We start from the raw sequence: 4,548 nt of genomic DNA, 5'->3' as shown, positions 1-4,548 counted from the left end.
ATCAAATAATCACTATAAAGATCAAGCATATCCATTTAATTCCCTCCCTAAAATTAAGGGCGGAATTCTAATGCTTTTTAGTCAAACTACAAGTTTATGTGCGTAACATGAGTTATTAATTCTCTGACTCGATTCTCTGAGCGATGTCATTTAATCGGTGTTTATGCTTTAGGTAAATGCCAACGTCTTATTAAAACTTTACGGCTTCTAGGGTTCAAAGAGCCTATTTATTTACACGGTGCTTTACAAAAAATGTGTGCTTATTATCAATCACGGGGAATTGAACTTGGACCCTTGCTTCCTGCTAGTGACTTAGATTTAGCTTCATCTAAGGGGAAGCTTGTTCTTTGTCCTCCTAGCGCCTTGCATGATAAATGGTCAAGGCGCTTCGCTAAGGTGGTGGTGGGCATGGCCTCGGGATGGATGCAAATTAGAGCACGTGCCAAACAAAAGGGCATAGAGCTGCCCTTGATTATATCCGATCATGCTGATTGGTTTGAATTAACCGATACGCTCTTAGAAGTACATCCCAACGAGGTCTGGATTACTCACGGACGCGAGGAAGCTTTGCTTTATTATGCAACTCAAAAAGCGTTTAAAGCCCAAGCCTTAAATTTATTAGGGTATGATGAGGAAGACGATTGATAAACAAAATGAAGGCAAAATGAAAATAAATCATCTTTTTGATTAAAATAAAAACCATTGATATAATTATTTTACTGGTATTTGATCAAGGATGATAATGAAAACAACAATTCTTACTGCCTTATTATTTGCTATAGGATTATTAGCCGGTTGCACTAAAACAGCTCTAAACGCCAACCCCAACTATACCTATATTTACACCGAAGACGATGAGTATAAATCTAAACGGGTTGACTATTTAGGTTACGGCCTAGGCGGCCAGGGTTTTGGCGGATACAGCATGGGCGGCTATGGCCTTACAGGCTACGGCGGACAAATGCCCTTGTAGCTTTAAAGCAAATATTCTGTTCTAAGCTCTTTGCTTCCTTTTATAGCCTATTGGTAAAAGAACGGGCAACCGACTTAGGTTCTGGTGCACATAGCCCCATTTAAACTGTTTATTTGTCACTTTAGAACTTGTTAGCGGATGCAAAATCTACAAAACTCAAAGCAATCTTAGGGCTAAAGAAGTTTTATTTAGGGGGCAAGGATGTCCAGAGCCACTGAACACCTACTTTTATTCAGGTTGAGCTTTTTAATGTAAGCGACAGCCTGACGGAATTTTCTTCAATGCAGTAATGCTGTACAAGCTTTGAAAAGCTACTCCGCCTTAAGGTCGCATCCCACTGGGCTGTCTCTTGATCTCATCATGGCCAAGCCCCGTGGCTTGTCCACGGGGTCCATTGTTTTAGCGGGATCTTCTGGATCCCGTGGACAAGCCACGGGACATCGAGGACCCGAACAGTCCTGGATCATAGGAGATGTGTAGAAAGATACAGCCCACTCGGAGGCTCTCCTCCCAGCTCTAACTATCCCTTTGTAAATAACTCTTAAAATTCTTAAGTAGTTGTTCGGGGCACTGAGGCTTATTTTTAATCATCACCAAGGATAAGGGTAGTAACACACTGGGCAGGAAGAGGTGCTGAAAGTGAACAGTATTAAGATGGCTTTAGGAGCCATTACTCCTTCTGTTCTTACATGCGTGTTCATCCATTAAATGCTATTCTTGAAGAATAAAGGATTTTAAATACATTTAAGGAAGCCTGCATCATGACTTATTTACTGATTTTAATTGCCATAATTGTCGGGATCTTGTTAGTGACCGGATTATTTATCGTCAATCAACAAGAAGCGGCTGTTGTTGAGCGCCTGGGGAAATATCATTCTATTGCGCAAGCTGGGCTTAATTTTAAAATTCCTCTTATTGATTTGATTGCAGGTAAGGTATCACTGCGTGTACATCAGCTTAATGTCAAAATTGAAACTAAGACCAAAGATAATGTGATTGTGCAAATCCAAGTTTCGGTGCAATACCGTATTAAATCCGATGGGGTATTCGATGCGTTTTATAAATTGCAAGATACTTCCCAGCAGATAACGGCCTATGTATTGGATTTAGTCCGTTCAGAAATTCCTACTATGATCCTTGACGATGTTTTTGAGAAAAAAGACAGTATTGCGAATGCGGTCAGTAAAGAATTAACCCAAACCATGTTGGAGTTTGGCTATGAGATTGTTAAAGCCTTGGTTACTAATATTGAATTAGAAGAAAAAGTGAAAAATGCAATGAATGAAATTAATGAGCAACAACGTTTACAAGTTGCGGCTCAAGCCAAGGGAGAGGCCGAAAAGATTTTGTTAGTTAAACGAGCCGAAGCTGAGGCGGAAAGTAAAAAATTACAAGGGGAAGGAACGGCTAACCAGCGCAAGGCCATTGTGGACGGTCTATGTAAATCAGTTGAGGATTTTCAAAAAACAGTTTCCGATGTAACTGCTGCTGAAATTATGAACTTAGTCTTGGTTACTCAATATTTTGATACCTTAAAAGAAATCGGTGCCAATAATAAATCCAGTACGATTTTATTGCCTCATTCACCAGTAGGTTTAAAAGATCTATCGACTCAAATGCAAGAAGGGATTATTACTGGAAATTTAGCCAGTAAAACTGAATAACCTGGATAAGGCATACAATGAATCGATCAACCTCAGCGCTTAGTAAAGTCCCTGAAGTGACGCTGCTTTTTTGGATTATAAAAATTGCAGCGACCACTCTGGGGGAAACTGGGGGTGACTTAGTCTCGATGTCTTTAAATTGGGGCTATTTATTGAGTACTCTTTTATTCGCAGTGCTTTTTGCGCTTATGGTAGTGGTTCAAATTAAGGCTAAAATTTTTCATCCCTTAATTTATTGGCTAACCATTATCGCTACGACCACGGTGGGTACAACCCTTGCTGATTTTACCGATCGCTCCTTAGGAATAGGTTATATGGGCGGGGTTCTATTATTAAGTTCCTTACTCGTTCTTTCTTTATTAACCTGGTATTTTACTCTAGGGAACATTGGAGTTGATAGTATTACTACAGCTAAGGCTGAGTGCTTTTATTGGCTAACGATTTTATTCTCGCAAACGCTTGGAACTGCCCTTGGTGATTGGACTGCTGATTCACTAGCTTGGGGTTATGAAGGTGCCGCTTTGTTTTTTTCCATTTTACTTAGCATTATTGCCCTGATTTATCTAGGTACTAAAAAATATCATGTGCTTTTGTTTTGGGCGGCTTTTATTCTAACGCGGCCACTAGGGGCCGTGGTGGGTGATTTTCTTGATAAGCCTCTTAATCAGGGAGGATTGGCGCTAAGTCGTTATAGTGCTTCGGCCTTATTATTCGTCTTTATTTTGCTTTGTATCTTTTTATTTAAACAAAAACCGGCGCAAACTAGCCATTAATAAATACTTAATTAATTAAAGGATACTCATGTTTCAATGGTTACGTGCATGGAAACAAGAACGTATTATCCAACGCTCATCAATAACTGATGCAGAGTGGGATGGTGCCTTTCAAAATTTAGCCTTACTCCATCGCTTAAACCTTGAGGAAAAAAAAGGTTAAAAAAATTAGCTATTTTATTTCTTCACTATAAAGTGTTAGAAACAGTAGGTGATTTAGAGTTAACCACCGCAATGCAACTCACTATCGCCTTGCAAGCCTGTCTGCTTATTTTGAATTTAGGTTTTGATTGGTATGATGGTTGGATTGCAGTCACCATTTATCCTGGAGCTTTTTCAAGACAGCGCAAATACATCGACGAATAGGGTGTGGAACACATTGATACAGCTAATCTCAGTGGTGAATCGTGGCAACGTGGTCCGGTTATTTTATCTTGGGATGATAGTGCGCACCCTAGTGAAGTAGTTGAAGGACGTAATGTGGTGCTTCATGAGTTTGCGCACAAATTAGATATGCTTAATGGTAAAGCTAATGGTTTTCCACCGCTGCATAAAGGAATGTCAGCGCAACAGTGGGCGCAGGTTTTTACTGAAGCCTACAAGGATTTTAACCAGCGTATCCAGCAACAGGACCCTATCCCTATTGATTCCTACGCTGCTGAATCACCAGCGGAGTTTTTTGCAGTTCTCACAGAATTATTTTTTGAAAAACCAATTGTTATTAAACATTATTACCCGGCCATTTATGACTTATTGCTTAAGTTTTATCGTCAAGATCCGATAAGGTTCGAATAGTGTCAATTGTAGGGTAATTTTCGACAAGTTAGCATTGAGTATTTATTAACCTCGACCATTAAGGACAGAGCTATGACTGCGCACACCACTAAGCGATTACCTCTTCTTGCTGATGAACAAATTTCTGCAGAAGTTCTTAGCGTATTAAAGCAATACCCCCGGATTAATATTTATACGATGCTTGCACATTCACCTAGCGTTTGCAAACCATGGATCGAGATGATTAACTCATGTTACGCACGGTCAATTTTAAGCTGCCATATTTTTAAGCTCCTGCCAAGCAATCTGGTTCGCTCTAAGAATCAATTTGTACTTAATAGCAAAGTGATTTAAATGAGTTTTT

General features: G+C 39.7%; 6 protein-coding genes and 1 pseudogene. All 7 read left to right on the top strand.

What is annotated here, in order from left to right; translation table 11 throughout:
• The first annotated feature begins 252 nt into the window (after window positions 1-252).
• The 7 genes and pseudogenes from ELY15_RS13690 (at window position 253) to ELY15_RS16260 (ending at window position 4,538) form a co-directional block, all read left to right on the top strand.
• Entirely contained in the window at window positions 253-645 is a 393-nt protein-coding gene (locus ELY15_RS13690; RefSeq protein ID WP_127100983.1) for a hypothetical protein, read from the top strand.
• 97 nt (window positions 646-742) lie between these two features.
• The gene (locus tag ELY15_RS13685) at window positions 743-973 is read left to right on the top strand and encodes a hypothetical protein (RefSeq protein WP_127100981.1); all 231 of its coding nucleotides are present in this window, start codon (window positions 743-745) and stop codon (window positions 971-973) included.
• A 761-nt stretch (window positions 974-1,734) separates the two neighbouring features.
• The gene (locus ELY15_RS13680; protein ID WP_127100979.1) at window positions 1,735-2,637 is read left to right on the top strand and encodes an SPFH domain-containing protein; all 903 of its coding nucleotides are present in this window, start codon (window positions 1,735-1,737) and stop codon (window positions 2,635-2,637) included.
• Between the two features lie 17 nt (window positions 2,638-2,654).
• Window positions 2,655-3,410: a hypothetical protein gene (locus ELY15_RS13675; protein ID WP_127100977.1), complete on the top strand. Its 756-nt coding sequence runs from the start codon at window positions 2,655-2,657 to the stop codon at window positions 3,408-3,410.
• 28 nt (window positions 3,411-3,438) lie between these two features.
• Window positions 3,439-3,573 carry a hypothetical protein gene (locus tag ELY15_RS16605; RefSeq protein WP_255411115.1) on the top strand — a complete coding sequence of 45 codons (135 nt, stop codon included), beginning with the start codon at window positions 3,439-3,441 and terminating at the stop codon, window positions 3,571-3,573.
• Between the two features lie 32 nt (window positions 3,574-3,605).
• Window positions 3,606-4,205, top strand: a pseudogene (locus ELY15_RS13670) (zinc-dependent peptidase).
• A gap of 72 nt (window positions 4,206-4,277) precedes the next feature.
• Complete coding sequence (locus ELY15_RS16260) at window positions 4,278-4,538, top strand: hypothetical protein (protein ID WP_158617503.1); 261 nt, start codon at window positions 4,278-4,280, stop codon at window positions 4,536-4,538.
• The last annotated feature ends 10 nt before the right edge of the window (window positions 4,539-4,548 follow it).

Origin of the sequence: Legionella sp. km772 (genome assembly GCF_003989735.1) — a bacterium.
GTDB lineage: Bacteria > Pseudomonadota > Gammaproteobacteria > Legionellales > Legionellaceae > Legionella.
The sequence above is the reverse complement of the archived record's forward strand: the minus strand, read 5'-3'. Positions and strand labels throughout refer to the sequence as shown.